Origin of the sequence: Vibrio sp. SCSIO 43097 (assembly GCF_023650755.1) — a bacterium.
GTDB classification, from domain to species: Bacteria; Pseudomonadota; Gammaproteobacteria; order Enterobacterales; family Vibrionaceae; genus Vibrio; species Vibrio alginolyticus.
Genome location: NZ_CP071840.1, coordinates 1,740,607 through 1,767,205 on the forward strand (window position 1 = coordinate 1,740,607; position 26,599 = coordinate 1,767,205).

General features: G+C 45.4%; 25 protein-coding genes. 8 read left to right on the forward strand and 17 right to left on the reverse strand.

Annotation, left to right across the window (positions count from 1 at the left end; genetic code table 11):
* Positions 1–12 precede the first annotated feature (12 nt).
* The 7 genes from fdh3B to J4N40_RS08845 form a co-directional block, all read right to left on the reverse strand.
* Positions 13–621 carry a formate dehydrogenase FDH3 subunit beta gene (gene fdh3B / locus J4N40_RS08815; protein WP_005377536.1) on the reverse strand — a complete coding sequence of 203 codons (609 nt, stop codon included), beginning with the start codon at positions 619–621 and terminating at the stop codon, positions 13–15.
* Positions 622–632: 11 nt separating this feature from the next.
* Entirely contained in the window at positions 633–3,488 is a 2,856-nt protein-coding gene (locus J4N40_RS08820) for a formate dehydrogenase subunit alpha (RefSeq protein WP_005377539.1), read from the reverse strand.
* Positions 3,489–3,498: 10 nt separating this feature from the next.
* The gene (locus tag J4N40_RS08825) at positions 3,499–3,699 is read right to left on the reverse strand and encodes a twin-arginine translocation signal domain-containing protein (RefSeq protein WP_005396171.1); all 201 of its coding nucleotides are present in this window, start codon (positions 3,697–3,699) and stop codon (positions 3,499–3,501) included.
* A gap of 73 nt (positions 3,700–3,772) precedes the next feature.
* A complete protein-coding gene (locus J4N40_RS08830; RefSeq protein WP_005377544.1) occupies positions 3,773–4,399 on the reverse strand; it encodes a TorD/DmsD family molecular chaperone in 627 nt (208 codons plus the stop codon).
* A 9-nt stretch (positions 4,400–4,408) separates the two neighbouring features.
* A complete protein-coding gene (locus J4N40_RS08835) occupies positions 4,409–6,070 on the reverse strand; it encodes a 4Fe-4S dicluster domain-containing protein (protein WP_053303070.1) in 1,662 nt (553 codons plus the stop codon).
* A 308-nt stretch (positions 6,071–6,378) separates the two neighbouring features.
* Complete coding sequence (locus J4N40_RS08840) at positions 6,379–7,008, reverse strand: DUF3306 domain-containing protein (RefSeq protein WP_115385977.1); 630 nt, start codon at positions 7,006–7,008, stop codon at positions 6,379–6,381.
* Entirely contained in the window at positions 6,998–7,462 is a 465-nt protein-coding gene (locus tag J4N40_RS08845; RefSeq protein WP_005389514.1) for a DUF3305 domain-containing protein, read from the reverse strand. The genes J4N40_RS08840 and J4N40_RS08845 overlap by 11 nt, the downstream gene beginning before the upstream one ends.
* Positions 7,463–7,789: 327 nt before the next feature.
* Between J4N40_RS08845 and J4N40_RS08850 the strand changes: the two genes are divergently transcribed.
* Positions 7,790–8,614, forward strand: a complete 825-nt coding sequence (locus J4N40_RS08850; RefSeq protein WP_115385976.1) for a formate dehydrogenase accessory sulfurtransferase FdhD — start codon at positions 7,790–7,792, stop codon at positions 8,612–8,614.
* 240 nt (positions 8,615–8,854) lie between these two features.
* On the opposite strand, the gene J4N40_RS08855 is transcribed toward J4N40_RS08850, so the two are convergent.
* The 3 genes from J4N40_RS08855 to J4N40_RS08865 form a co-directional block, all read right to left on the reverse strand.
* Positions 8,855–10,447, reverse strand: coding sequence for an ABC-F family ATPase (locus J4N40_RS08855; RefSeq protein ID WP_025766654.1), 1,593 nt, complete (start codon positions 10,445–10,447; stop codon positions 8,855–8,857).
* A gap of 216 nt (positions 10,448–10,663) precedes the next feature.
* A complete protein-coding gene (locus tag J4N40_RS08860) occupies positions 10,664–12,703 on the reverse strand; it encodes a sensor histidine kinase (protein ID WP_086046758.1) in 2,040 nt (679 codons plus the stop codon).
* The gene (locus tag J4N40_RS08865; protein ID WP_025766656.1) at positions 12,693–14,144 is read right to left on the reverse strand and encodes a sigma-54-dependent transcriptional regulator; all 1,452 of its coding nucleotides are present in this window, start codon (positions 14,142–14,144) and stop codon (positions 12,693–12,695) included. The genes J4N40_RS08860 and J4N40_RS08865 overlap by 11 nt, the downstream gene beginning before the upstream one ends.
* A gap of 334 nt (positions 14,145–14,478) precedes the next feature.
* On the opposite strand from J4N40_RS08865, the gene J4N40_RS08870 reads away from it, so the two are divergent.
* The 6 genes from J4N40_RS08870 (at position 14,479) to J4N40_RS08895 (ending at position 19,455) form a co-directional block, all read left to right on the forward strand.
* Positions 14,479–15,297, forward strand: a complete 819-nt coding sequence (locus J4N40_RS08870) for an ABC transporter substrate-binding protein (protein WP_005389522.1) — start codon at positions 14,479–14,481, stop codon at positions 15,295–15,297.
* Between the two features lie 6 nt (positions 15,298–15,303).
* A complete protein-coding gene (locus J4N40_RS08875) occupies positions 15,304–16,002 on the forward strand; it encodes an ABC transporter permease (RefSeq protein WP_005389524.1) in 699 nt (232 codons plus the stop codon).
* 50 nt (positions 16,003–16,052) lie between these two features.
* Complete coding sequence (locus tag J4N40_RS08880; RefSeq protein ID WP_025766658.1) at positions 16,053–16,772, forward strand: energy-coupling factor ABC transporter ATP-binding protein; 720 nt, start codon at positions 16,053–16,055, stop codon at positions 16,770–16,772.
* Positions 16,750–17,337 carry a molybdenum cofactor guanylyltransferase MobA gene (gene mobA / locus J4N40_RS08885; RefSeq protein ID WP_005389527.1) on the forward strand — a complete coding sequence of 196 codons (588 nt, stop codon included), beginning with the start codon at positions 16,750–16,752 and terminating at the stop codon, positions 17,335–17,337. Before J4N40_RS08880 ends, mobA begins: the two co-directional genes overlap by 23 nt.
* Positions 17,334–19,112, forward strand: coding sequence for a bifunctional molybdopterin-guanine dinucleotide biosynthesis adaptor protein MobB/molybdopterin molybdotransferase MoeA (locus J4N40_RS08890; protein WP_213901137.1), 1,779 nt, complete (start codon positions 17,334–17,336; stop codon positions 19,110–19,112). The genes mobA and J4N40_RS08890 overlap by 4 nt, the downstream gene beginning before the upstream one ends.
* A 76-nt stretch (positions 19,113–19,188) precedes the next feature.
* Positions 19,189–19,455 carry a DUF2960 domain-containing protein gene (locus J4N40_RS08895; protein ID WP_005377584.1) on the forward strand — a complete coding sequence of 89 codons (267 nt, stop codon included), beginning with the start codon at positions 19,189–19,191 and terminating at the stop codon, positions 19,453–19,455.
* Positions 19,456–19,691: 236 nt separating this feature from the next.
* On the opposite strand, the gene nagK is transcribed toward J4N40_RS08895, so the two are convergent.
* Entirely contained in the window at positions 19,692–20,600 is a 909-nt protein-coding gene (gene nagK, locus J4N40_RS08900) for an N-acetylglucosamine kinase (protein WP_182038950.1), read from the reverse strand.
* Between the two features lie 174 nt (positions 20,601–20,774).
* On the reverse strand, positions 20,775–21,524 hold the full coding sequence (locus tag J4N40_RS08905) for a tRNA-uridine aminocarboxypropyltransferase (RefSeq protein WP_021033873.1): 750 nt from the start codon (positions 21,522–21,524) through the stop codon (positions 20,775–20,777).
* Between the two features lie 140 nt (positions 21,525–21,664).
* Here J4N40_RS08905 and J4N40_RS08910 point away from each other — a divergent pair, with 140 nt between their 5' ends.
* Positions 21,665–22,480, forward strand: a complete 816-nt coding sequence (locus J4N40_RS08910; protein WP_031777247.1) for a sterol desaturase family protein — start codon at positions 21,665–21,667, stop codon at positions 22,478–22,480.
* A gap of 103 nt (positions 22,481–22,583) precedes the next feature.
* On the opposite strand, the gene J4N40_RS08915 is transcribed toward J4N40_RS08910, so the two are convergent.
* The 5 genes from J4N40_RS08915 to J4N40_RS08935 form a co-directional block, all read right to left on the reverse strand.
* Entirely contained in the window at positions 22,584–22,802 is a 219-nt protein-coding gene (locus J4N40_RS08915) for a hypothetical protein (RefSeq protein ID WP_250654189.1), read from the reverse strand.
* 48 nt (positions 22,803–22,850) lie between these two features.
* A complete protein-coding gene (locus tag J4N40_RS08920) occupies positions 22,851–23,231 on the reverse strand; it encodes a hypothetical protein (protein ID WP_170890626.1) in 381 nt (126 codons plus the stop codon).
* A 198-nt stretch (positions 23,232–23,429) separates the two neighbouring features.
* Positions 23,430–23,843 carry an NUDIX hydrolase gene (locus J4N40_RS08925; RefSeq protein WP_053307087.1) on the reverse strand — a complete coding sequence of 138 codons (414 nt, stop codon included), beginning with the start codon at positions 23,841–23,843 and terminating at the stop codon, positions 23,430–23,432.
* Positions 23,833–24,252, reverse strand: coding sequence for an NUDIX domain-containing protein (locus J4N40_RS08930; RefSeq protein WP_053307086.1), 420 nt, complete (start codon positions 24,250–24,252; stop codon positions 23,833–23,835). The genes J4N40_RS08925 and J4N40_RS08930 overlap by 11 nt, the downstream gene beginning before the upstream one ends.
* A gap of 207 nt (positions 24,253–24,459) precedes the next feature.
* Positions 24,460–26,478 carry a methyl-accepting chemotaxis protein gene (locus tag J4N40_RS08935; RefSeq protein ID WP_250654190.1) on the reverse strand — a complete coding sequence of 673 codons (2,019 nt, stop codon included), beginning with the start codon at positions 26,476–26,478 and terminating at the stop codon, positions 24,460–24,462.
* Between the last annotated feature and the right edge of the window lie 121 nt (positions 26,479–26,599).

Consider the following 26,599-nt stretch of genomic DNA (forward strand, 5'->3'; position numbering starts at 1 on the left):
GCCTCTCCTTACTTAGCTTTTCGTCGCATCGTAAGAAAGATCGTTTCCGTCTGTCCAACCTGCGTTTTTCGCGCCGCGTTCTACCACACGTTGACGGAAAATGTCAGAGACTTTCTCTGCGTCACCCGCAAGCAGCGCTTTGGTTGAACAAAGCGATGCACACATCGGTAACTTGCCTTCTGCGATACGGTTCGCACCGTATTTTTGACGTTCTTCCTCAGAGCCAGGCTCTGTTTCTGGGCCGCCCGCGCAGAAAGTACATTTATCCATTTTGCCACGTTCACCAAACGCTTCTTGTTTAGGAAATTGAGGTGCGCCAAACGGACAAGCAAACAAACAGTAACCACAACCGATACACAGATCTTTATTGTGAAGAACGATGCCGTCTTCGGTATGTTCGAAACAGTCTGCTGGACAAACTGCCATACAAGGTGCATCGGTACAGTGCATACAAGCAACAGAGATAGAGTTTTCACCAGCTTCACCGTCGTTTAGTGTTACCACGCGACGACGTTGAATGCCCCATTCAAGCGCATCGTCGTTTTCGTTCTTACATGCAGTAACACAGCCGTTACACTCGATACAGCGCTTGGTGTCACATAGAAATTTCATTCGTGCCATTGTCAGACTCCTTACGCTTTACGAATGTTACATAGAGTTACTTTGGTTTCCTGCATCAAGGTAACCGGGTCGTAACCGTAAGTGGTTGCCGTGTTAGCCGATTCGCCAACAACGTAAGGCTGTGTACCTTCTGGGTATTTAGGACGTAGGTCTTCACCTTCGAACTTACCGCCAAAGTGGAACGGAATGAACGCCAAACCAGGTTTCACACGACGTGTTACCATCGCTTTCACCTTGATTCGTCCCTTCTCTGCACCTTCAACCCAAACATCATCACCATCTCTGAAGCCAAGATCGTTCGCGTCTTTCGGGTTCACTTCAACAAACATTTCTTGTTGAAGCTCGGCAAGCCAAGGGTTTGAACGCGTCTCTTCACCACCACCTTCGTATTCAACCAGACGGCCAGAAGTCAGAACGATTGGGTACTCGCCCGATTTGTCTTGTTCTTGAATGGATTTATACAACGTAGGTACACGGAAGATGGCATCTTTGTCTTCCCAAGTCGGGTAATCCGTTACAAGGTCACGACGTGGTGTGTAAAGTGGTTCACGATGCAGTGGCACACGGTCTGGGAACGTCCAAACAATCGCACGCGCTTTCGCGTTACCAAATGGAATACAACCGTGCTTTATCGCGACACGCTGAATACCGCCAGAAAGGTCAGTCTTCCAGTTTTTACCCTCTGCTGCCACTTTCTCTTCAGCAGTTAGATCGTCCCACCAACCAAGTTGTTTCAATAACTTGTCAGTGAACTCTGGGTAACCGTCTTTGATCTCACAGCCTTTCGAGTAACTGTCTTCAGCAAGTAGGCTCTTGCCTTCAAATTCCACACCAAAGCGCGTACGGAAGTTACCGCCACCTTCTGCAACCGTCTTAGACGTATCGTACAGAATGTGCGTGCCTGGGTGTTTCATTTCTGGTGTACCCCAACATGGCCAAGGTAGACCGTAGGTTTCACCGTTGACAGGGCCACCTTCCGCTTCCAATGTGGTTTTGTGGAACGTATGCCAGTTTTGTTGGTGCGCTTTCAAACGCTCTGGGCTTTGGCCTGTGTAACCAATCGTCCACATGCCTTTGTTGAATTCACGCGTTAGGTCTTCAATCACCGGCTGGTTGTTTTCAACACGGATGTTTTTGAACAGAAGATCGGAATAGCCCAGTTTCTTCGAAAGCAGGTACATGATTTCGTGGTCTGGTTTTGATTCAAACAAAGGTTCAATCACCTGATCACGCCATTGTAGAGAACGGTTAGATGCGGTAACGCTGCCGTGTGTTTCAAACTGTGTTGTTGCAGGAAGCAGGTAAACGCCGTCGGTACGGTCGTTCATTACCGCAGCAACCGTTGGGTATGGGTCCACAATCACCATCATGTCCAACTTCTGCATCGCTTTTTTCATCTCAACACCACGTGTTTGAGAGTTCACTGCGTGTCCCCAGTAGAACATTGCACGGATGTTTTCGCGTTGACGAATGTTGTCTTTGTTTTCCAGTACACCATCAACCCAACGAGATACAGGAATACCTGCACTGTGCATTGGTTTCTGACCGCTGTAAGCGTTGTCATCGAAACGACCTTTGATCCATTCGTAATCGATTTCCCACACTTTTGACCAATGACGCCAAGCGCCTTCAGAAAGGCCGTAGTAGCCAGGTAGCGTGTCAGAAAGTACGCCAAGGTCGGTTGCGCCTTGTACGTTATCGTGACCACGGAAGATGTTTGCACCGCCGCCTGATTTACCAATGTTACCAAGCGCTAGCTCAAGCACACAGTAAGCACGTGTGTTGTTGTTACCAGTAGTATGCTGAGTACCACCCATACACCAAACAATGCAGCCTGGGCGATTTTCAGAAAGCAGTTTTGCTGTTTGGTAAACGTCTTCTTCGCTTACGCCTGTTACGCGCTCAACTTCTGCTGGCGTCCATTTCGCCACTTCAGCACGGATCTCATCCATACCGAATACACGTTGACGGATGAACTCTTTATCTTCCCATTGGTTTTCGAAGATGTGCCACAACACACCCCAAATGAATGCTACGTCAGAACCAGGACGAAGTGATACATAGTGATCCGATTTTGCTGCCGTACGTGTACGACGAGGATCCGCTACGACGATCTTACAGTTGTTCTTCTCTTTCGCGATCAGAATGTGCTGCATCGCTACTGGGTGTGCTTCAGCTGGATTTGAACCAATGAATAGCATCGACTTACAGTTGTGCATGTCATTGAAAGAGTTGGTCATCGCACCGTACCCCCAAGTGTTCGCTACACCCGCCACGGTTGTTGAGTGACAAATACGCGCTTGGTGGTCAACGTTGTTCGTACCCCAAAGTGATGCCATTTTGCGGAACAAGTACGCTTGTTCGTTGCTGTGCTTTGCGCTTCCCAAGAAGTAAACCGAATCAGGCCCAGACTCTTTGCGGATGTCCATCACCTTGTTACCGATTTCTTCGATCGCTTGATCCCAAGAAAGCTTTTTCCACTTACCGTTTTCAAGCTTCATTGGGTATTTAAGACGGCGCTCACCGTGGCCATGTTCACGTAGTGCTGCGCCTTTTGCACAGTGACCACCGGCGTTAAATGGGTGGTCGAATGCAGGCTCTTGACCCGTCCAAACACCATTTTGAACTTCTGCGTAAATACCACAACCCACTGAACAGTGAGAACAGATAGTACGTTTTACTTCTGTTTTCGCTTCTGGATCGACTGATTTTGCTTGCGCTTTTTTCATCATTCCCGGTGCGAATAGACTAGCACCAACCACTGCACCACCAGCGGCAAGCGAAGTGTTTTTCATGAATGCACGACGAGATACGCCAAGCTGGTTCGTTTCTTTGCTCACACTGTCGGAGCGTTTGACAAGTTTCATCCGTTATCTCCTAAAGTGTGTCGTAGTAATCGCGAATGTGTTGTGTTTCACGATACCCTTTCTTCTTCACGTCTTTTTCAGAAGGCTCAACCGTTTCTGAAGCAACGGCCACTTTCGTGGTTCCCGCAACAACAGCGCCGGCAACGGCAGCGGTTGTGAAGCCTTTTAGGAGATCCCTACGGCTTGTGTTTATTTCTTTATTATCTTTCATCATTGCTTCCTTACCTTACGGTAGATCTTTGGAGACTCATGCCTCTCTATCGATATGACCAAGTACTGCTCGATTACTCGTAATCAGTGACGTTTTTCACATCAATTTTTAATTTGTTCTTACTGCTTTTGGTGTTCACGCTAAAGCGCACTTGCTCTAACGTTAAAAACGCATCGCAAAGCTGTGCAGCTGGCTTGTAGAAGTTCACGCTTTCTGCGCTCTCTAGTTGGCGCGTAAAAGATTGGAACCAAGGGGCGATGTGTTTGTTAAACACCGCTTGTTGAAGTTCTTCCTCTTCACCTGTCAGCATTGCCATCACTTCGCACAGTGCAGAAATATGGTCTTCAGGCTCTTTCACGTTCTCTTCTCGTTCGATGCCTAAAAGATCCAAATCGCGACGAATTTCCGCTAACGGTTTTTCCATCATCGAGCCAGTGCGATGCCAAGATCCGAATGGCACAACTTCACCACGTCCAATGCCAATAAACAGATCTTGATATTCTTCTTCTAACGCTTCTCGCTGCGTTTCGTTCGCGGCTTGTTGCAGTGCGAGCCAAGCTTTTTGCATCGCGCTCTCAGACGGTTCAATTTCTAGCGACTTCAGGAACGCCAGCATTTCATCACTAGGCGCACTACGAAAAAGTGCAGATAGTACGAGATAAATGTCTGTTCTCAGTGTTTGTTCTTGTTGTGTGTCCACTGCGAGCTCCTAGTATTTCAGTTGTTTCATTGGGTCTTCTGCCATCGACTCAAACATGTCGATCACACGGCAGTCTTCACACATCGCGATACGATTGATCGCCGCTTCATCAGAGAAATGAGAGTGACCGCGTAACTTGTTTTGTAGCATGTCGATCATCGATTGCGGAGCAAAAGGCTTGTGACAACGAATGCACTCGGCTGCCTTTTCTTCATGAATCACAACCGCTTTCTGGCGTTCTTCTTTCACCCAGTTCATACGAGGAGTAAGCGTCAGCACTTTCTCTGGACACGCTTTCTCGCACAGCCCACATTGAATGCAGTCTTGCTCGACGAATTTAAGCGACGGAGATCGACCGTCCGTATGCAATGCACGTGTTGGACACACCGCCACACAGCTCATACACAACGTACAACCTTTACTTTCACAAGAGACTGTGCCGTAAGGTGCGTTCGCTGGAAGTTCAACAATGTTCTCAACTGGAATACGTGATGCGGACAACGCATCCAACGCCGTAAATAGACGCTGACGTTTGTTGCCTTGCAAGTCTCCTAATGCCAAATCAAAAGACTCGGTACAAAGTGTCGGAGCACCTTCACGTAGTGACTCTAGATACAGAATGTCGATGGTTTCTTTGGCGATACCAAGCTGACCGAGCAGCTCTTGAGCAATACCTACTTCGCTATTAAGCACACGAATAATGGTTTGAGGCATAAAACGTGAAGCCGCAAACAGCACCTGAGTAGCACCATTCACAAGCGCGGCGAACCAAGTATCAATACCAACCGAAGGCAGTTCTTCCACCACAATTGGAATCACATTATCTGGCAGTGCTTTTAGTGCCATCACGTTGTAGCTCTCGTGGCGAGAACTGCAAATCAATACGATAGGATCTAAACCACCCGCTTGCTCATAGTTGGCGAGCGTACGTTCAATAAACTTTTGCGTATCTTCAGGGTTTGGCAGTGCGTAATGAATCGCTTCTGTCGGACACGCTGTAGCACAAGTACCCACGCCTTGACATAGGTATGGGTTGATCTCGATGCGATGGCCCGTTTTGTCGCTGCCTTCACTCGATAGTGCCCCTGCCGGACAAGCATCCACACACCGTTCGCAACCTTTTACGCCACGAGAGCTGTGTGCACATAAATCGGTATCTAAACGGAAGAATTTCGGTTTATCGAACGTCCCCATTAAGGTTGGAATCTCTTCCAACGCTTCAGCCAGTTTCGGATAGCCACGACCTACTGGGTAGTAGCCCGGTACTGGGACTTCTTCCGACATGCAGCTGTTAAGGCAAAGATCGAGTACGATATCGAAACAATCGCTATTGATCGCGACCTTGGCAAGATTGTTGGTCGAACCATGATTTTCAATCAGAACTTCAAACGTACCTAAGAACCCTGAAACCTGAACCGAATTGGCGTAATAAAGCTCGGGATTTGTGCCCTTTTCGCCATCGGTAGAAAGCAGCGTTAGGCTGTTCATTTGCGACAATTGTACTGCCGCACTTTCGATGATTGCCGTTGGGCCCACAATCAAAGTGTTACCGCCGCTTTCATAGCTTACGGTTGGTGGAATAAGATTGGTCAACTCTACGGTATTTTCGAAAGCGTACAGCCTCGCTTTACCGTTATTGGAAGTTGCTTGTTCTAATAATTGTTTCAGCATTGCTCAATTCCATTTATGAACATGGATAGTCTTTTCCATCTCTTAGTGTAGTTAGCGCCGGAGATTCTGCTGATTAACTTATCAATGAGCATTCTTATTCCGCCGTCTACAGGCGATGAATACTACGCAGTGCGTCCGTACTAACTTCAACCAGATTGGTATTGAGCAACAGATAGCAAGTGTCATGCCAATAAAATATCAACTAAAAATCAATAGGTTATCAACTTTACTGACAAATAGTAGGGATAAAAAAACCGGTTGAGACATTTTGTCTCAGCCGGCTCATTGAGTGTTTAGTCAAAATGTACCTATTCTTTGTGTGGTATATTTTGTCTCACCTCGTTAGGCTGTGATTCTTCAGCAAAAGTATCACTTTCGCCAGGAACTGTATTTATATACAGTTCATTTTCATCTTGAGTAATTTGGCCACTTTTGTCGGTGTTTGACTCTGCGTCTTCAACTACCTCAGATGCGATATCGTTAGCGTTAAGCTCAGACCCTTGCGCAGTTTCAGCGTCTGGTTCGTCTTCCACTTTGTCTTTAACCCAATCACGCAGCGTCTCAGCGACGTCTTGAGAAAGTGACTTTAAGTTACTGTAATCATCATCGTAATCGTCTAGGCCGTCACGCACGTTAAATTCTTCGGACAAGAACATTTTGCGCAGCGCAGCTTTCTTGACGCTTTCTGAGGCTTCAGAAACCAGCAGTTGCGCCACAGACATTTCTTCGGTTTTTTCAGTCTCTACACTCGCGGTAATGTCTGGAGCCTGACTATCCTCATTGACGTTCAAAGCATCTGAGCTTTCGTCAGCGTTTGAAAGCGCTGTGACACTATCTTCGGATTGCGCCGTCTCTGCTATCGGCGTGATCTCTTCATCATGTTGGGAAGATTCTTCTAACTTACGTTTCGACCAACGGCTTAAAAAACTAGTTGCCATTTGCTCTGCCCGCTCCTTTGCGTTTCTTACGTCTTACTTCTAACAACTCACCGTGGCGACCGATAAAGGCTTCCATCCAAGCCTGAACGGCTAACGGCATATCGTTAGATAGTACAAGGTTATCACCATCCATATATTGCGCCGCAACAGATTGTGAAGCCGTCAGTAACTGTATCGCTGGTTTTTCACCAGACTCGACGTTATCCATCACTAAAAAGAGTTTAGGTTGCTGAGAGCTTAAGTTAAAGCGATAGTCTGTACGCTCGTCTTTATGTAATTGCAACAGACAAACATCTGGAGTCTCTTCCGTCGGATTCAGCGCAAATCCTGTCAACTGCCATTGGGTTGTCACCCAAATCCCTGTACTGATCTCATGCTCAACAAGCTCTACGCCGATTGGCCATGTATCCTCAGTCTTTTCGTAATTTTTTTCGAAATCTTTCTTATCCGACATAACTCACCCAGTCTTTCTATTTTTGGTCTGAAAACACACAGGACATTTTGCCCCCGTTTTCGACCATTTTTATTGTCTTCGAAGCAATAAACGCGCCAAGCTGATATAACTTAGTCTATATACTCCCTCAGGCTATAAGTACCAAACTAGACGAAACTCAAATGTATTGATGTGTCATTACTGCGAACTCGCAGTTTTAATGCATTGTTGACATAAAACCTCGCAATTTCTGTGGGAACCGCTATTTTGGAATGAGATTTGCTTTGCTAACCACTTAGCAAGCTAAATGCGTAGCAACCTAACGCTCTTAATCACTAGGACACGACTGTGCTGAAACCAAATATTATTAAAACCAGTGAAAATCCCCTGCAAACCATTGAAGTCGATGTGTACGACGAGTACGGCGAAAAGCTCACGAAGCAAATCGCTTGCGAGCGTCCTCTTACGGTCATGCTGAACTGGAAAGAAGTGGTCACGCTCATGACGCTAGGTTCGCGTCCAGAAACACTAGTACTCGGTTATTTAAAAAACCAAAGCTTCCTGTCCGATCCAGCCGCGATCGAATCCGTTATTATTGACTGGGAAACGCATTCCGCAGCGGTGATTACTAAAGAAAACACTGAGCACTTAGAAGGCGCCCTGAAAAAGAAAACCGTCACCTCAGGTTGTGGCCAAGGCACTATGTATGGCAACGTGATGAAGCAGCTTGAAAATTATCAAGTGCCTCAAGTTTCTCTTAAGCAGTCAGAAATTTATTCTGCGCTGGAAGCGTTAACTCATTACAACGACACCTACAAAAAAGCGGGCGCAGTACACGGCTGTGCGGTTTGCAAAGGTAATGAAGTGTTGTCATTTGTGGAAGATGTCGGCCGTCACAACGCAGTGGATACACTTGCAGGTGAGATGTGGCTCAAAGAAGAAACAGGTGAAGATAAAATTTTCTACACAACTGGTCGCCTTACATCAGAGATGGTGATTAAAGTGGCTCAAATGGGCATTCCTGTTCTGCTTTCTCGCTCTGGCGTTACTCAAATGGGGTTAGATCTAGCGAAGCAATTTGGTATTACGACCATTGCGCGTGCGAAAGGTTTGCGCTTCCAAGTGTTTACAGGAGCCGACAAGGTTGAATTTGATGTAAAAGGCAACCAATAACACCTTTTCAGTGTAAACTAAAACCAATAATGCGGATTCACAGAGGATGTGGACTATGAATAATGACCAATTGTGGAATTTTCTGCTTACGCCCAGCGGTATCATGCTTTCTATGATTATTACCTTTGGCGTAGTCGGAATCTATGCGTATATAACAGGTCAGTTTAAGGATTAAGGCCAAATATAAAAAAAGCCTCGCTAAATAGCGAGGCTTTTGCTTTTTAAACGCTTTGCGAGTAATTACGCGTCAACGCCACGAGATTTTAGGAACTCAGAGTAAGTGCCTTTAAAGTCTGTGATTTTACCATCGCGGATTTCGATAATACGCGTTGCTAGTGAGTCTACGAATACACGGTCGTGAGAGACGAAGAACAACGTGCCTTTGTATTGCTCAAGCGCCGTGTTCAAAGATTCGATCGATTCCATGTCCATGTGGTTGGTTGGTTCGTCCATTAGCAGCATGTTTGGCTTGTGCATCATTAGCTTACCAAGCAGCATACGACCTTGCTCACCACCAGACAGTACTTTTACTGACTTCTTAATGTCATCTTGACCAAATAGCATACGACCAAGGAAACCACGAACGACTTGCTCGTCATCACCTTCTTGACGCCATTGACCCATCCAATCCGTTAGGTTCATGTCTTCTGCAAAGTCATGCGCGTGGTCTTGCGCGTAGTAACCGATGTTTGCATTTTCAGACCATTTGAACTCACCAGCACGCGGTTCAAGTACACCAGCAAGCGTGTTTAGAAGTGTTGTTTTACCCACACCATTTTCACCGATGATCGCAACGCGCTCTCCCACTTCAAAAATTGCATTGAAGTCTGAGAACAAGTCCTCTTCAAAACCTTGGCTCAGGTTTTCTACAATCAGAGCGTTACGGAACAGCTCTTTAGACTGTTCAAAACGAATGAATGGGTTTTGACGGCTAGACGCTTTCACTTCGTCCAGTTTGATCTTGTCGATTTGCTTCGCACGAGATGTCGCTTGTTTTGCTTTCGATGCGTTTGCAGAGAAACGTGCAACGAACGTTTGTAGCTCAGCGATTTGTGCTTTCTTCTTCGCGTTGTCGTTTAGTAGACGTTCGCGAGCTTGAGAAGCCGCCGTCATGTACTCGTCGTAGTTACCAGGGTAAACGCGTAGCTCACCGTAGTCCAAGTCAGCCATGTGTGTACATACTGAGTTTAGGAAGTGACGGTCGTGCGAAATGATGATCATTGTGCAGTTACGCGCGTTTAGCGTATCTTCCAACCAACGGATTGTGTCCATGTCCAAGTTGTTGGTAGGTTCGTCAAGAAGCATCACATCTGGGTCTGCGAATAGAACCTGCGCTAGAAGCACACGAAGTTTCCAGCCTGGTGCTACTTCACTCATTAGACCGAAGTGTTGCTCCATTGGGATACCTACAGCAAGAAGAAGCTCGCCCGCTTTGGCTTCTGCCATGTAGCCGTCCATTTCAGCAAACTGAACTTCTAAGTCAGCCACTTTCATGCCGTCTTCTTCGCTCATTTCAGCAAGTGAGTAGATGCGGTCACGCTCTTTCTTCACTTCCCATAGCTCTTTATGACCCATGATAACGGTATCGATTACAGTAAATTCTTCGTAAGCGAACTGGTCCTGGTTCAGTTTTGCAACGCGCTCGTTTGGATCGTAGCTTACGTTACCACTGGTTTGCTCAAGCTCGCCGCTGAGGATCTTCATAAAGGTTGATTTACCACAACCGTTAGCTCCAATTAAGCCATAGCGATTGCCTTCGCCGAACTTAACTGAAATGTTTTCGAATAGCGGCTTAGCGCCGAATTGTTGAGTAATATTCGCTGTGGAGATCAAAACCTTTACCTTAGCAATTGGGGTGTATTTAGAAAAACCGGGCAACGGTACTTGTTCATGCTACATACTGCAAGTGTTGTTTTTATTAATTCACTCCAAGTGAAATCATTGTAAGGTTTCTAAGAAGCAAAAGCGTAAACATAAATGCGTCATTAAATACAAAAAAGAGCCACTATCGTCAGTGGCTCTTTTTCCATTAATACTTCAAAAAAGTGACTAAGCGATGTTCGTCACCTCTAGGATCAGTTCGGCTTTTTTAGGTAAATAAATACTGAATTTACTGCCTTTTCCCCATTCAGACTCTGCTTTTAACTCACCACCCGTTTGGCTGAGAATACTTTGGGAGACCGATAGCCCTAACCCTGTGCCTTCTCGTTTCGTTGTGTAAAATGGCGAGAAGATTCGACTCAAGTTTTCTGGTTTAATACCGCAGCCCTCATCGATAACATGAATCGCGGCTCCTTTCACTTCGCCCTCTTCAATCCAGTCTTCACTGACTACTGTTAATGTTCCTTTACCGCTCATTGCGTGAATGGCGTTCATTTGCAGGTTAACTAAGATTTGTAGCAAATGATGGCGGTTTATCTCAACTGACGTATGTGCTTGTAGATCAGTCACAAACTCGACGTCGCGTTTCTTGGTGCCCGTTTTAACCAAGGTGATGCTTTCATCAATGATAGGATTGACATGTTGCCAAGTGATTTCATCTTGAACACCACCTTGGCGACTGTATTGCAATAAACTGCGCGTGATATTGCGGATACGATCAATTTGCGCGTGAATCGCATCAATCTCCTCTTGTACTCGACTTGCATCGTCACCCAATTCAAAATGGATCAATTCTACGTTGCCAAGAATCACGGCGGTTGGGTTATTAATTTCGTGAGCAATCCCCGCGGTGAGTTCTCCCAATGCTGCCAGTTTTTCATGAACAACGAGTTTGTCGCGAGTTTGGTTAAGCAATTGAATATGCAGCTCAAGATCTTGGGTTTTTTCTCTCAGGCTTGCCGTACGCTCTTGAACTTTGCATTCAAGTTGAGCTGCGGAGTTTTTCAATTCAATTTTGCGCTCTTCTAGCGCGTCTAACATATCATCAAACTGTCTGGCTAACTGCGCAAGTTCATGATCGGCATCTAATCCTAACGGACCAATCCGTTTTTCTTTACCTTGTTGGACCTGCTTCACCACTTTATGAATGCGTTCGATCGGTCGAAACAGATCATAAGAACCGCGATATACCATCACGCCGGAAACCAGCAATAACATAACCGTAATCAAGCTGATTTCGGCAATGTTCGTCATGTAGGCTTTAACGAATGGCCACATGAGGTAACCCGTATAAAGCATACCAATAACATTGTCGTATTGGTCTTTGATTGGTTGATACGCCGTAATATACCAAGCGTCATACACATAAGCGCGATCAACCCACTGTTCACCCTTCGAAAGTACTTGGTTATACACTTCTGCACTCACGCGAGTTCCTATGGCGCGCCCTAGCTTATGATCGCTGTCTAAAGGAACGTTGGTGCTCACACGCAAATCATCGAGAAATACCGTCAACGTACCCACAGGGCGAAGGCGGTCATTATCACTTAAGTATATGAGATCGCGGATTTGATCCACCAGCACTGTACTATTGTTAAGGAGCAAACCACCATCCAGAAAGCCGATCAAATCGTTCGCTTGGCTGTATACCGGAATCACGGTTCGACTGACTAACCCACGCGCCTCCCTGTCACCATCAGCAAGAATAGGCACTTCTGCTCGTTTGGCGAGTTCAGGATCGAGGCGTTCGAGTTCTTCTTTATTGAGTACATCAAAAAACGATTCGCGCTTGGTGAGATCCATAAAGCGGAATTTGTTTTCCATGGAATTAACGCGTTGGAAAGAGAGAAAATCTAAAGCATATCTTTTCTTCTGCTCTGTGACCCACTTTTGCAGGTCACCTTGTGGCGTTCCTTTATTAATGCGAATACGGAAATCGTACGAATCGGCAAACGCCCGCACGTAATTGGCTTGCTTTTGCTGTAACAACGTTACACTGTTATTTGCAACACCAAGACGTTCCGAGACATCAAGCAGCGCATTTTGCCACGTGTAATGAATAGACCAATAAATGGTAATGCCGATCAGAGCTAACAACGTGAGGAAAATCGGCGCAGAGGTTAAGAATAACAAACGATAACGCACCATGGTTTTAAAACGGTGCGTCCATTTTGACAATCCTTTGTGCTGTGGGCCGTTAGTCGGCATATTCCTCATCCTCAGAATCCCATTCTTTGTATTTACGTTCTAAGGTCTTGCGAGCTACGCCCAAGTCGCGAGCAGCGGCTGATTTGTTGCCTTCGTGCAAGTTAACGACTTGTTTAATATGTGCTTTCTCGACTTCTTTTAACGTCCAGCTGTTTGGATAGCCCTCGCCAGTAAATTCTTTGCCTTCTTTAAAGGTTGGTAACTCAGCTGAGTGAGAAACAGTAATCGATACATTAGGCAGTGAATGCCCGCCATTCAGCTCTCGCCAATAGTGTGCAGGTGGTTTGCCAAGCAAGATACAACGCTCAATCAAGTTTTTCAGCTCACGAATGTTTCCCGGCCAATCGTACTCACTCATGGCTTCCATGTCCTCGTGCGCCCATTTGGGCGCAGGCATACCGAGCTCGCGCGTCAGCATGTTGCTGAAAAATGGCACCAACTCAAATAAGTCGGTTTTGCGCTCTCGCAGCGGACACACTTCAATTTTCAGAACGTTTAAACGGTAATAGAGGTCACTGCGGAAATTACCTTGATTGACCTCTTCTTGCAGGTTTCGGTTGGTTGCCGCTACGATACGGACATCAATACTGATCTCTCTTTCTGAACCGACAGGGCGAATCGTACGCTGCTCTAACACACGTAATAATGATGCCTGCATTGCAAGTGGCATCTCCCCGATTTCGTCAAGAAATAAGGTGCCACCGTTCGCAACACGGAACAAACCTTCACGCGATTTTTTTGCACCGGTAAACGCGCCCGATGTATGACCAAATAACTCACTTTCTAAAAGCTCTGGTGCAATCGCACCGCAGTTGATTGGCACAAACGGGCCCGTTCGCCCACTCGCCTGGTGGATACCTCGTGCAACTAGCTCTTTACCCGTACCCGACTCACCTTCCACCAAAACAGAAGCACGTGATGGTGCAAATTGGTTAATAAGTTGCTTAAGCAGACGCGTTTTTTCTGAGCCGCCGATGATCTCTGAGGTATTGTGACGTTGGTAATCGCGTGTCATGGCGTACTGCATGCGTTCGTTCAAACGGCGATCCATACAGCGACTGACCGCTTTTAACATCTGCTCAAGGTTGAATGGTTTGAGGATAAAGTCGGAAGCACCGAGCTGTAGCGCTCGAATGGCAATTTCTAAATCCGCATAACCCGTCATAAAAATCACATCGGCACGTTTGTCATCATCTTCAAACGCTTCTTCCCACTCAATTCCAGAACGCCCTGGCAGATTAATATCCAGTAAGATCAGATCATAATGTCGAGAATTACGCAGTTGTTCTGCTTCTTCGATGCTACCAGCTGTATCGACATGTGAAAAAAGCTTACCCAATGCCTTTTTCAAGATGGCTTGCATGCCTAATTCATCATCGACGACCAGTACGGAAAAGGCGCTATATTGTTGGTTTGTACTAAGATGGGATTGAGTAGACATATTTACCCCAGATGGATTTCGATGGGACAGAGTGTACCAAGTTTAAACAGAGATACCCTACAAAAAGTGCGACATTTTGTACCAACGCAAACTTTTATGCAAATAACCCCATGATTTAGTGCATAAACCAAGCACTTTAAGCTTGTAAAAGGTTGGCATCTTGTTTGCTATAAGGTGGATACGGAGCGCATTTAAGTGATCTCAGGATGTTGATGTTTGCTTATTCCAACACCCTAAGACAACTTGCGTATTACGCTAATCGCTCTCGTCCAAAAAGGCTTCTCCCTAAAACCTGGAGAGATTCCAAAGAATCATTGGAAAGGAACACATAAAAATGAAAAAAATTGCGCTAACTCTGGCTGCAACGTCAATCACGCTTGTAAGTTACTCTGCGTTTTCTGCTCAAGACGGAGAACACGTTCGCCTTGCAACCACAACCAGTACTTACCATTCAGGTTTACTTGATTACCTGCTTCCACAATTTGAAAAAGACACGGGCTACAAAGTCGATGTTATTGCTGCAGGTACGGGTAAAGCCTTAAAAATGGGCGAAAACGGTGACGTAGATTTGGTGATGACACATGCACCAAAAGCTGAAGGCGCATTTGTTGAGAAAGGCTACGGCGTTTTACCTCGCAAGCTAATGTACAACGACTTTGTGATTGTAGGCCCGAAAGCTGACCCAGCAACAATCAAAAATGACGAAGGCGTGTTAGATGTATTCAAAGAGATCGCAAACAAAAACGCAACGTTCATCTCTCGCGGCGATGATTCTGGTACGCACAAAAAAGAAATGGGCTTCTGGGCTCAAACTAAAATCGAACCGAACTTTGGTGGCTACCGTAGCGTAGGTCAAGGTATGGGCCCAACTCTAAACATGGCGTCTGAAATGCAAGGCTACACCATGACGGATCGCGGCACATGGCTGGCTTACCAAAACAAATTGGATCTAGAAATTCTGTTCCAAGGCGATGAAAAACTGTTTAACCCGTACCAAGTTATTCTTGTTAACCCTGAGCGTTACCCAACGATTAACTACCAAGGTGCGAAGGCATTCAGTGACTGGTTGGTAAACCCTCGCGGACAGGAACTTATCAATGGTTTCCGACTAAACGGTAAACAACTATTTGTTGCGAATGCTGAGAGCAAATAACGCAATATGAATCTTGCTGATACAACACTGGAAGCGCTTCGCTTACTGGTGAATTTTGATGCAGACCTATGGGAGATCGTTGCGGTCTCCTTTAGTGTTTCTATCACGGCAATATCCCTAGTGGTATTGCCGGCTATTTTGATGTCCTTTGTACTGGCGTATACCGACTTTCGCGGTAAATGGTTTTTGTTGTCGATCGTAAATACGCTGCAAGCGGTCCCTACCGTGGTGATTGGCCTGTTGCTGTACATGTTGCTGTCGCGTGCTGGCCCTTGGGGAGACTGGCAAATGCTGTTCACTCAGAAGGCAATGATCTTCGGCCAAATGGTGATCTGCTTCCCTGTTTTGGTATCGATGATGCATGGTGCATTACAATCTAGCGACCGTCGTGCAGTGGAAACTGCCATCACGCTGGGCGTCTCCATTCCGCGCTTGGCAGCTACGATGATTTGGGAAACCCGCTTTCCTCTACTTGCGGCTATCATTGCAGGGTTTTCACGTATCGTGACCGAGGTGGGCTGCTCAATGATGGTTGGTGGGAACATTATGGGCGTGACGCGAAATATTCCCACGGCTATCGCAATGGAAAGCAGTAAAGGTGCTTTTGCACAAGGAGTTGCATTAGGAATTGTATTACTATCTTTAGCGTTGGCTCTAAACTTCTTCTTATCAAGCATGAGAGGCAAAGGCTACCTCAGAACATAGAACATGAAGCAAACAAACGACTCACCATTAACCCCATGTCGAGGCGAATTATGACTATAAAAATCACCGCCGAACAGTTATCCATGCGCTTTAAAGAGCGTGTGCTTTTCCACATCCCTGAGTTAGCCATCGGCCCAAATGATGCCATTTATCTCAAGGGTGACAATGGTGTGGGCAAAACTACCCTACTCAAAATCCTTGCTGGCTTGCTCAAACCCTCTACTGGTGATGTTGTTGCGCCAAAAGATACGTGGCTAAAAAGACTGACGCGTCGCAATGGTCGTGTCGATGTGATTTATCTCCACCAATCCCCTTACCTTTTTGACGGCACTGTATATGAAAACGTAGTCTATGGAGTGAAATATCAACAAGACACGCAAAAAGATAAGCGAGCTCAAGTTATTCACGCGCTGCGCATGGTAGGTTTAGAAACCTTAGCGGACGAACATATTTCCGTGTTGTCCGGCGGTGAAAAACAGCGCGTTGCCATGGCAAGAGCTTGGATCTTAAAACCGTCGATTTTGTTGATGGATGAGCCAAGTGCGTCTTTAGACCAAGAATCCATTGAACGATTGGTGGTGATGGCGAAAGATCTTTTGGATCGTGGTTCCAGTATCGTGGTGACAAGCCATCAGGCCAACGCACTGACCGACTTATGTAAAAAACAGTGGTGGATTAAAGACAAGACTTTGATAGAGTCTCCTCTGTTGTATGTCATACCAAAAGAAACATCCCAAGAGAATGCATATGCTTCAACCAACACAAACTAGTTGGGTCATTTTGGCTGGTGGCCAAGCCAGCCGTATGGGTGGAAAAGATAAAGGTCTGATTGAGTTAAATCAGAAGCCACTCATCGAGCACGTTATTGAACGTTTATCTCCACAAACTCCACGCATTTTAATTAATGCCAACCGAAACCAAGATGCGTACAGCAAATTTGGTTTCGTATTTAGTGATCAATTCAAAGATTTCCCTGGGCCTATGGGCGGTATTCACGCGGGTTTGATGCATTCTGAAACCGACTGGGTCGGATTTGTACCTTGCGATAGTCCACAAATTAACACCGACCTTGTCGAGCGTTTCTGCCAGGCCGTCAAAGAAGACAGCGATATTTTGGTCGCGCATGATGGTGACCATCAGCAACCTGTTTTTACGCTCTACCACAAGCGCGTACTGCCAAAACTCACCGCGTTTTTAGAACGTGGCGACCGCAAAATCATTCTGCTCTACAAAGAGTGCAACACCAGTTACGTTGACTTTAGCGACTCACCAAACTGTTTCGTCAACTTGAACACTCCGGAAGAACTGGCGCAATTTGGACAATTAGAATCATGAAACACACGCTAAACATTCCTATTCTTGGTTTTGCAGCTTATTCAGGCACAGGCAAAACCACGCTACTTGAAGCCCTATTGCCAAAGCTGACCGAAGCAGGTTTACGCATTGGCATGCTAAAACATGCGCACCACAACTTCGATGTCGATAAGCCGGGTAAAGACAGCTACCGTTTACGCAAAGCTGGCGCATCTCAAATGCTGATTGCTTCTCGCAACCGTTTTGCGTTAATGACAGAAACGCCAGAAGCCGAAGCGGAGTTTGAATACCTATTAACACGTTTTGATGAAGACATGCTTGATGTGGTTTTGGTCGAAGGCTGCAAAAACATCGCGTTTCCTAAAATTGAATTGCATCGTGAAGAAGTGGGTAAACCTTGGCTTTATCCAAACGATGAAAACATCATTGCTATCGCTTCCGACAGTGCGGAGTTAGATTCTGAGCTCCCTCAAATGAACATCAATGATTTGGATGCCATCGCTCAATTTGTTCTTCAATACGTTCAAGAAGCGAAAGCGCCAAAAAACAAAGAGAAAGAAGCCGCATGTTGCGACACACTTTCTCCTGCTTTCCTTTCTGTGGTTCAAGGCCAAGAGAAAATCCTTTCTTTGGTGAACACGGTTTCGGAAATAGAAGCATGCAAGATTGAAAACGCCTATGGCCGCGTTCTTGCGGAACATATCGTTTCACCAGTAAATGTGCCGCAATACACCAACTCCGCGATGGACGGTTATGCCATCCGCAGTGATGATGTTGACCGTGATAGCTACCAAGTGGTTGCTGAAGTGATGGCGGGCCATGCTTACGATCAGCCTCTGGAAGTTGGTCAAGCAGTTAAGATCATGACTGGCGCACCAACACCACGTAACGGCGATACAGTGGTCATGCGTGAGCAAGCCATTCAAGAAGGTGACAAGGTCACTTTTAACGGTGCGAATATCAAAGCAGGCCAAAACGTTCGTCAAGCAGGTGAAGATCTCGCTATCGGCAGTGACGTCTTTACCGCAGGCACTCGCCTCGCCTCTCCAGAAATGGGCATGATCGCTTCGCTTGGCTTTGGTGAAGCGAATGTATTCCGAAAATTGAAAGTTGCCGTGTTCTCCACCGGTGACGAAGTACAAGCGCCGGGAACAGAGCAAAAAGCGAATTCTATCTACGATTCCAACCGTTTTACCATCATGGGCATGCTTGAAAAGCTCGGCTGCGAGATCTTAGACTTCGGTATTCTGGAAGACAACGAACAGTTAATGATTGAAGCATTGGAAAACGCATCGGCGCAAGCGGACGTGGTTATGACTTCTGGTGGCGTATCCGTTGGTGATGCGGATTACATCAAACTTGCCTTGGATAAACTTGGTCAAATCGATTTTTGGCGAATCAACATGCGTCCGGGACGTCCATTAGCGTTTGGTCAAATCAACAACAAGCCGTTCTTTGGTCTGCCGGGCAACCCTGTTGCCGTGATGGTTTCATTCATCAACTTTGTTGAGCCTGCACTGCGTAAGATGCAAGGCGAACAAGGCTGGAAGCCTCTGAAAGTGAATGCCATCGCGACTGAAAACCTTCGCTCTCGCCAAGGTCGTACCGAGTTTAGCCGTGGCGTCTATGAACTGGATGCAACTGGCCGTTTAACCGTTCGTACAACAGGCAAGCAAGGCTCTGGTATTTTACGCTCAATGAGTGAGGCAAACTGTTTGATCGAAATCTCCCCAGCTATTGATACAGTAAAAGCGGGAGAAAGCGTGACAATTATCCCACTTCAAGGCAGAATCTAGCTCAAACTAGAAATTCAAAGGTCAGCGAGTCTGGCCTTTTTGTTTAATATACAGAAACCTTTTCAGAGAGACAGCTATGGCTCGCACCATTCTTTACACTTACAAAGACCAAGACAAAGAACTGACGTTCTCATACCAGCAACACCGCAACATTCAAGAAGCAGTTGCAGAAGCCGAAGGTATCGATATCACTGAGTTCCTAAAGATGGAGCAACAAATCGAAGCAGTGTCTGACACTAAAGCGGTGCGAAACTACCGCGACAACTACTTCAGAAAATTAGGCTTTAGCAAAATCACCCTAGCTCAAAAAGAAAACCTGGGCGTAGGCAAAAAGAACAAATAAGCTTAGCTGCAAACAGAAAACTCACGATTCGTCGTGAGTTTTTTATGCATGCTACTTTTGTTCATGATCCATACCCGAGCATACCGAAATTACTTAGGTATATGAGTTACTTGGGTATACAAGTTACTTCGGTATATAAGTTACTTCGGTATATAAGTAAAAGCCCCGTTTAACCTTGAAAGTCTAAACGGGGCTTTAAATTTCTTCTTACTTTATATCGAGTAAGGTTTAAGTCATTACTTGATGTTTAAGAACGCAGCGCCGCGTACACCACCTGAATCACCGTGTTTTGCTTTGATGATCTTAGGACACTTAGCCACAGACAATAAGTGTTTAGGGATGCGTTTTGGCATCTCTTCGTAAATCAATTCGAAGTTAGATAAGCCGCCACCAAGTACAACGGTGTGTGGGTCTGTTGCAGTAAACAGGTTTGCAAAGCAGATCGCTAGCAGCTCCATAAAGCGCTCGACGTGCTCTACTGCTTTCTCTTCACCCTCTGCGTGCGCTTTAATAATGTCGATCGCTTTCTTCTCTTCGCCGAAGTAATGCGCGTAAAGAAGCTCGAAACCACGACCAGATAGGTAACTATCTAAACAGCCTTTGTTGCCACAGCCACAACCCAGTAATGGTGCGTTTTCGCCTAGGTGGAACCATGCGTCGATAGGAAGACGTGTGTGACCCACCTCACCCGCTACGTGGTTGCGGCCAGAGAATACTTTGCCTTCGTAGATAAAGCCGCCACCAAAACCAGTACCAAGGATCAAACCTAGTACAGATGGTTCATCTTGAAGATCTTCGTCCCAGGCTTCAGAAAGCGCGAAACAGTTTGCATCGTTTTCAATTTTTACGCTGCGACCGATTTTAGCTTCTAGATCAGCACGAAGTGGTTTGCCTTTTGCCGCAGGAACGTTAACTGTTAGTACCGTTGCATCATCGGCGTCTTCCATACCTGGTAGGCCAAGACCAATCGTACCTTCGCAGCCAAACTCTGTATCGTATTTATTCACCAATTCCGCAATGGTATCAACCAGCAGCTCGTAGTTGTCTGTTGGTGTAGGTACACGTTCCGTCGCTACACGCTCAAGCTTCTCGTTAAATGCACCAAATTCAATTTTAGTGCCACCGACATCAAAGCCGTAATACATGTATTTCTCTCCTAAAAAATGCTTCAAACGACTCTCAAAATGGCTAGAGTCAAAAGTATAAACTGATGGCATTATCCATATCTGTACGCCTGCAAACCGTGACCGAATGCAGATTTATCCCCTCACCGAAGCCAGTTGAACAACATACCATCAACAAAAGCTCATTCCTTAGAGTCAGCTCTCGGTTTTCATCCACTCTTTGAAACGTTTCAAGTGTGGCTGGTTAGGGTCGTTTTTGACTCGAGTCTTGCTCAGCATGTAAGTTTCTCTGAAGGCTTCAAACCACAGTTGAAGGCATTCCGCAGCTTTCGGCTCACCAGCTTGTTTTAAAACTAATGTCGCGACTTCGGCGGTTGAAAGATGCTGCTCATTCTCGGAGCGGCGCATGATGTATTCAGACAGAGATTCCGGCTCAATGGAAAGCACAGGCAAAGATTTAAGAAAATCAGAACGACGGAATATCTTTCGTGCCTCACGCCAGCTACCATCAATAAAGATCAGCAACCATTTTTTGTTCTCGACATCTTCTTTTACCAATCGCCCTGGCTCTAGATCTTCAATTAAACGAGAGGGATCATCCACATAGTCTGCAGGAAATACAATCACCGGTTGGTAACTGTCATCCTGTAGTAGCGCTAGCATCTCTTCAGACGGTTCTGTTCGGTTCCATTGATACACGTAAGTCTCTTGAATAGTATCAGCGATTAGACGACCGGTATTACTTGGCTTAAACACTTCGTTTTCAGAAACAATCAACATACATGCAATATTGGCCTTGATGTTTGGCTGAAGGTCGCACAAACAGTGTTGCTCAGAAACCTGGCAATATTGGCAACGAACCACTTTACATCCACGCGCGTTGAAAGGCTTGGTTGAGATAGATTGTCGGTACTGATATAAACGGTGGAAAGCGTGAATTCTCATGGTAAGTAATGCCAAGTAAAAAGTAGAGCGCGATTCTACTGATATTATGGTTTCGCCTCAAGATAAGCCCATCAGCAGTGTGTTGAAATAATTTCACTCTTATCTCGGTCATAGATAAAGAAATAAATAAGGGAATGACAGTGACAGAAACGACATTTCAAGAACCCTCATGGCTCAGATTAGGCTTTTTCCTTGGCGTATTATTGCTTTGTGCCATTTGGGAGAACAAATTGCCTAGAAAAACACTGACCGCTTCGCGCAGGTTTCGCTGGGTCAATAACTTGTCATTGGTTGCTTTTAACAGCCTAGTTATTGCTTTAATCATGCCTATCGCCGCCTTTCAAGCTGCGGTCATAGCTCAGGAGCAACAATGGGGGCTGCTGAATATTCTGTCCCTCCCCGCTTGGTTAAATATTTTTCTAACCGTCATTTTGCTTGATTTCGTCATTTACGCTCAGCATGTTGTCTTTCATCATGTAAAACCGCTGTGGAAGATTCACCGAATGCATCACGCCGATCTCGACATAGACGTCACCACAGGCGCACGCTTTCATCCCTTCGAAATAATCATTTCAATGGGAGTAAAAATTGCAGCCGTGTTTATCTTAGGTGTTTCACCTATCGGAATTGTGGTATTTGAAATTGTGCTTAATGCGAGCGCGATGTTTAATCACAGTAATGCAAAACTGGCTTTATCTATGGACCAAAAACTGCGAAACGTCATCGTTACACCAGACATGCATCGCGTGCACCATTCAGTGATAGTAAAAGAGACCCACTCAAACTTTGGTTTTTTCCTTTCAGTTTGGGACCGCTTTTTTGGGACATACCGAGCTCAGCCTAAGTTGGGTCATGAAGATGTTGTTATTGGTGTGCCGGAAATTAGAGACGAAGAAGAGCAAAGATTAGATAAGCTGTTAACGCAGCCCTTTCGCTACAATAAAGAGAAGAAGTAATGGTTGAAAAAATATTGTTGGATGAAGTATGTCAACGAAACGAATAGACCAAGCCTAAACCCCTGTTAAACACTACTTCATCCTCATGATGTGTAAGAACAGATTAGTTTTCTGCTAGCTGACGCTTTTTGTTTAACTGAGTAATACCAACAAATAAACCAACAACACCAAGCACTGCACATACCAAAGCATTGGTGTTCATTACTTGCTGTGCCTCTATTGAGCTGTATAGAAAAGCAAGGCTGAAGAAAGTGGTGGCAAAGCTCAAACCTGTCAGTACGCTGAAACCAGCAAAACTGGCCAAGTCTTTAAAATCGTTCATAACGAGTCCCTGTTTACAATCCTTAATCGAGTGTTGTGAAAATAATAATTAACGAAATATTTGGCGCGATTGACTATGTTTTCGCGCATTCCATAACCAGATAGATACCCCAAATGAGAACCCTAAAAACAGTGTCTTCATTTGTAGGGCGACGTTGTTATCTAATATTTCTAATGTATAGTGAGCGTGGGAACTAAAGATAACATTGGTTATAAGAATCAATAACATAACCACTAGGCCAGAGCGGCGATGCTTGACCAATAGATACGCTGCTAATAAGTCTAACAGCCCCAACGAGCTCCAATACATATTCAACCAGCGTGGCGCAAAATCGTAAGGTAAAAAGCCACCAACAATGTTGTCATAAAGATGAACCACTCCGCCAACTGTCATAAAAAGGCATAAGAGAAACACGACGAATTTTTCCATTACCGTTTCCTTATCTGAATGAATGAGCAAAGCATATAGAAGTCACTTAAACATTTGTAATCCCATCGCCATTTTTGAGATCGACAGTGCCATTATCAACACGATGAGAACAGTAACGGCTGCTCTACCTTCTTTATTTAGCATAGTGTTTGCTTTGTCATTGTCCCAAATCCGCCAATGCAACGACAGAATCCTCCTTTAAATCACGCCTTGGTTTATCAACTCTCGTACCTTTTCCAGCCCGCGCTGAAACACAGTATGTGCATTCGCGGGAAGGCCGCTCTCGACATCGTGCCAGAAGAACGCGAAATCATGTCCACCATCGTCTTGCGTATGAAACAGCCATGAATTAGCGAGGTCAGCACACTCACACAAAACAAAATGCCATACTTGATTTTGAAAGCCACTGTCCCATGAGCATAAATATCGTGCGGAACGAACATGTGTGATACCAGACTCCTCAGCGAGCTCCCGCTTGGCTGCTATGATGTAACTTTCATCAAACACTTCAACAGTGCCCTTGACGAGCTGAACACCCGCCAACGGATGTTTAAAAAGTAGGATCTCTTGATTTTGATTACGTAGAACAACGGGGCAAACTTTATCGATCACAAAACCACTCCTTATGCTTCAAGCAAAAGGCTTTAGCTTTCTCTGGATATAAAGAAATCGAGTGAAGTTGCTCTACACGCACCCACTTCAAATGGTACTGATTAACATCTGATTTTCTGATTTGCTCTGGCCCACTCCCTAGTTTCACTTTTAAGTTCCCTACATAAGAAAGAAAATAGGTTTCTAAGCGACCTTGATTTTCGAGTTCCAAAACTTTCTTAACCGAGCCAAGTTCTATTGAGGTTTCTTCCAGCGCTTCTCTTTTAGCAGCTTCAACAGGTTTCTCACCTGCTTCAACACTGCCGCCAGGGAAAACCCAATACTGTCTGTCGTTTCGAACGCGGTGGATAAGCAAAAGCTCTTGGTGATGATTAACTAGTATGAGGCTGGCTCTTTGTGATAACTGCATGATTCGTTCCTTTGAATTCTGGCGACATTCTAGTCAACGAGTCCCTCGAACAAAGCATTAACATCACGTTGTGATAACTAAACCCTTTAGAAATGAACGAGATGAGATGTAACTCACTCTTGCAATGCAAATAGGAGCCATTGAATGGGTAGCCGTAACAAAAAAGCAGAACCGAGGTTCTGCTTTTAGTCGGTGGAAACATCTCATTTACTTGGTCTGATGAAGCTCATACTTGTGCAGCATTGCTTGCTGGTGCCCGGCAATTTCCGCCACTTGCTCAGAACTCTCAACCATAGACTCAAGCTGCAGCTTTGTGCGTTCGCCAAGATCAGAAATATGCGTGATGGATTGAGATACATCTGCCGTCGCTCGTTCTTGTTCTTCTGTAGCAACTGAGATTTGCTCAACACGTTCTTGAATGTACTTAACCGCGAGGTTGATATCAGAGAATGTCGATTTCACTTCATTGCTGGACTTTAGCGCGTGGGTCATTTCTCCTCTTGAATCATTGACTGCTTGGCGCGAACGCTCTGCGGCAGTAATAAGCTCGCTCATCATTTCTCGGATGTTCGTAGTTTGTTGAGAGGTATCACTTGCAAGTTTGCGAACTTCATCAGCGACAACCGCAAATCCACGCCCTTGCTCACCAGCACGGGCTGCTTCTATTGCTGCGTTGAGAGCAAGTAAGTTGGTGTTGTCCGCGATCCCACTGATCATATCCACCATTTCACGAATCTGTTTAACACGCTGGTCTAGCTCTAACATTGACTGTTCATTTACATCCAAAGAGCTTTCTAATGACTCCAAACGTTCGCGGTTTTGTTCCACGACTTGAACCCCTTTTTCAGTGTGTTGGGTTGCAAGGAGCGAGTCCTGTGAAGATGCATTTGTCACCATTGCTATTTCACGAATAGAGGCTTCAAGCTCCGTTATGGTCGTGATCATACTCGACAACGCTTCATTTTGTGTTGCCAACCCATCACTTGTTTGTTCGGCTGCACTGTGACTTACTTCTGCCGTCTGATAAAGCGTTTCACAATTGCGCGTCACCGTTTGAATGGAGTCATGTGTGGAATCGATTACTTGATTCAACTTTCGTGCTACTTCTTTCAGCTCATAGGGGCCGACTTCTTCTGCCTTGTCACGAAAATCATGTTCGGTAAGTGCTGAAAGACGCGTTAGTACATTCCTTAACCCTCGGTTTGTCCATGACTTGAGACTAAACCAAGTAACCAGAATAATAAAAGAAATCACACACGCCGCAAACACGAGCACAACGCTCACCGATTCAATGGTCTCGTTGACCACCCGCTCTTTTTCATCGATCAACTGACCAGCGGTTTGGGAGATTTGATCAAGTAACCGCATGGTTTCATCCGCAAGCATCGAAGCCTGTTTAAACTCTGAACGTTGCAATTCCCCTTGTTCTAGTTTGGCGAGGATCAAACGCAGCACGCCCTTTTCACTAAAGCCTTGTTTCACCATCTCATATGGTGCGGTTAAGCTTGCATATTCACTTACTTCAGGATGAAAAGATTGGAAGTCTTCATAGGCGAGTTTAATACCTGCTATGCGATTTCGCATTTCTCGGTATTCTTTTTCGGCTTTGTTTAATTCTGAGTGCATCATCATGACTAAGAACGTACTTTCCATTGAGCTTGCAGAAGCAATGAAACGGTTAGCGGCATCGCTCGACTCAGGATTATCAGCACTAAGGAACGAACTGATTCGATTCATTTCCGGACCGATAGAGCTAAGCCCATAGCGAAAACCACCAACAGCGGCATCAATATCCATTTGAATTTGTATCACCGAAGATTGCTTCAACAAAATGGACTGCGTGATGTTATGTAAACGCGCTAGTTTGGTGTCTAACTCCTCCGAAAGTTGCTGAGCTACACCAGACGCTTCCACAACCAAAGTTGTGCTTTGAGTTGCAAGAGAGTCGATTTGCTCTTTTATGAGAGGCAACTCTTTCGGCTCAGTAATCTGCATACCATGGTTGAGTAGCTTAACCATCTCCAATACATTCCTGGTTAACTTTGCGTTTGCCATCGCGATGGGTAATGCTTTTTGCGACAAGTCTTCAAATTGTTCCCCTACCTGTTCCATTCCTTTGAAACTTGAGACAGAAAGGGCTATAACAAGAGCAATGATAGTTAAAAATGTTGCACTGACAGCCTGAATCAGTGAAAGTGATGTGCGTGAGCGTTTTCGCTTTGCCATAATCAATTTTTATTCTTTCTTAAGGTTGAATCGGTTCTGCAGTGATTCCGTCACATTTGTGAGACAAAACCGTGATTTGCAGCCCATACTATGGATTGGTTATGACACTAATATTTCAGTT

Bases quoted from the DNA above. Each gene is read 5' to 3' on its own strand.
- fdh3B (WP_005377536.1), bottom strand. From the start codon at position 621: ATGGCACGAATGAAATTTCTATGTGACACCAAGCGCTGTATCGAGTGT.
- nagK (WP_182038950.1), bottom strand. From the start codon at position 20,600: ATGTATTACGGCTTTGATGTCGGTGGCACTAAAATTGAATTTGGTGCA.
- J4N40_RS08845 (WP_005389514.1), bottom strand. From the start codon at position 7,462: ATGTCGGATAAGAAAGATTTCGAAAAAAATTACGAAAAGACTGAGGAT.
- J4N40_RS08870 (WP_005389522.1), top strand. From the start codon at position 14,479: ATGAAAAAAATTGCGCTAACTCTGGCTGCAACGTCAATCACGCTTGTA.
- J4N40_RS08935 (WP_250654190.1), bottom strand. From the start codon at position 26,478: ATGGCAAAGCGAAAACGCTCACGCACATCACTTTCACTGATTCAGGCT.
- J4N40_RS08920 (WP_170890626.1), bottom strand. From the start codon at position 23,231: ATGGAAAAATTCGTCGTGTTTCTCTTATGCCTTTTTATGACAGTTGGC.
- J4N40_RS08880 (WP_025766658.1), top strand. From the start codon at position 16,053: ATGACTATAAAAATCACCGCCGAACAGTTATCCATGCGCTTTAAAGAG.
- J4N40_RS08915 (WP_250654189.1), bottom strand. From the start codon at position 22,802: ATGAACGATTTTAAAGACTTGGCCAGTTTTGCTGGTTTCAGCGTACTG.
- J4N40_RS08825 (WP_005396171.1), bottom strand. From the start codon at position 3,699: ATGAAAGATAATAAAGAAATAAACACAAGCCGTAGGGATCTCCTAAAA.
- J4N40_RS08840 (WP_115385977.1), bottom strand. From the start codon at position 7,008: ATGGCAACTAGTTTTTTAAGCCGTTGGTCGAAACGTAAGTTAGAAGAA.
- J4N40_RS08820 (WP_005377539.1), bottom strand. From the start codon at position 3,488: ATGAAACTTGTCAAACGCTCCGACAGTGTGAGCAAAGAAACGAACCAG.
- J4N40_RS08875 (WP_005389524.1), top strand. From the start codon at position 15,304: ATGAATCTTGCTGATACAACACTGGAAGCGCTTCGCTTACTGGTGAAT.
- J4N40_RS08860 (WP_086046758.1), bottom strand. From the start codon at position 12,703: ATGCCGACTAACGGCCCACAGCACAAAGGATTGTCAAAATGGACGCAC.
- mobA (WP_005389527.1), top strand. From the start codon at position 16,750: ATGCTTCAACCAACACAAACTAGTTGGGTCATTTTGGCTGGTGGCCAA.
- J4N40_RS08865 (WP_025766656.1), bottom strand. From the start codon at position 14,144: ATGTCTACTCAATCCCATCTTAGTACAAACCAACAATATAGCGCCTTT.
- J4N40_RS08895 (WP_005377584.1), top strand. From the start codon at position 19,189: ATGGCTCGCACCATTCTTTACACTTACAAAGACCAAGACAAAGAACTG.
- J4N40_RS08905 (WP_021033873.1), bottom strand. From the start codon at position 21,524: ATGAGAATTCACGCTTTCCACCGTTTATATCAGTACCGACAATCTATC.
- J4N40_RS08890 (WP_213901137.1), top strand. From the start codon at position 17,334: ATGAAACACACGCTAAACATTCCTATTCTTGGTTTTGCAGCTTATTCA.
- J4N40_RS08835 (WP_053303070.1), bottom strand. From the start codon at position 6,070: ATGCTGAAACAATTATTAGAACAAGCAACTTCCAATAACGGTAAAGCG.
- J4N40_RS08930 (WP_053307086.1), bottom strand. From the start codon at position 24,252: ATGCAGTTATCACAAAGAGCCAGCCTCATACTAGTTAATCATCACCAA.